The organism is Pseudomonas sp. RIT-PI-S (assembly GCF_025642975.1).
Classification (GTDB): domain Bacteria; phylum Pseudomonadota; class Gammaproteobacteria; order Pseudomonadales; family Pseudomonadaceae; genus Aquipseudomonas.
This window is the reverse complement of record NZ_JANZKJ010000040.1, coordinates 1-340: the sequence shown is the minus strand read 5'-3', so window position 1 is coordinate 340 and position 340 is coordinate 1. Positions and strand designations below refer to the sequence as shown.

At 62.4% G+C, this 340-nt stretch carries 1 protein-coding gene; it reads right to left on the bottom strand.

The window, feature by feature from the left end; genetic code table 11:
* A partial coding sequence (locus tag OGL93_RS22150; protein ID WP_263265167.1) for a hypothetical protein occupies positions 1 to 340 on the bottom strand: 340 nt, incomplete at both ends.

The window sequence follows — 340 nt, the reverse complement described above, 5'->3', positions numbered from 1 at the left end:
ACCGTCGTTGTCGGCGTAGGTGGCCACGGAGCCCAATGCGATGGAGGTGTCTTCGTCGCCAGTCACTTCATGGGTAACCACAGCCGGCGCGTCGGCCACTGGGGTTACGTTTACAACGATATTGCCCACGGTGGTCGCGGTGCTGTTGTTAGCGGTTTCAACGGAAGTGCCGGTCACGGTCAGGGTGTAGCTGCCGCTGACGTTGCTGCCGGCGCTGAAGGTGATGCCCGACAGGTTCCAGCTGCTTACGTCGACCGTGCCGTCACCACCCGGGATAGCGGTGTAGCTGTTGGTGCCATCGGTGATGGTGGCGCCGACCGGGATGCCGCTGATAACGGTA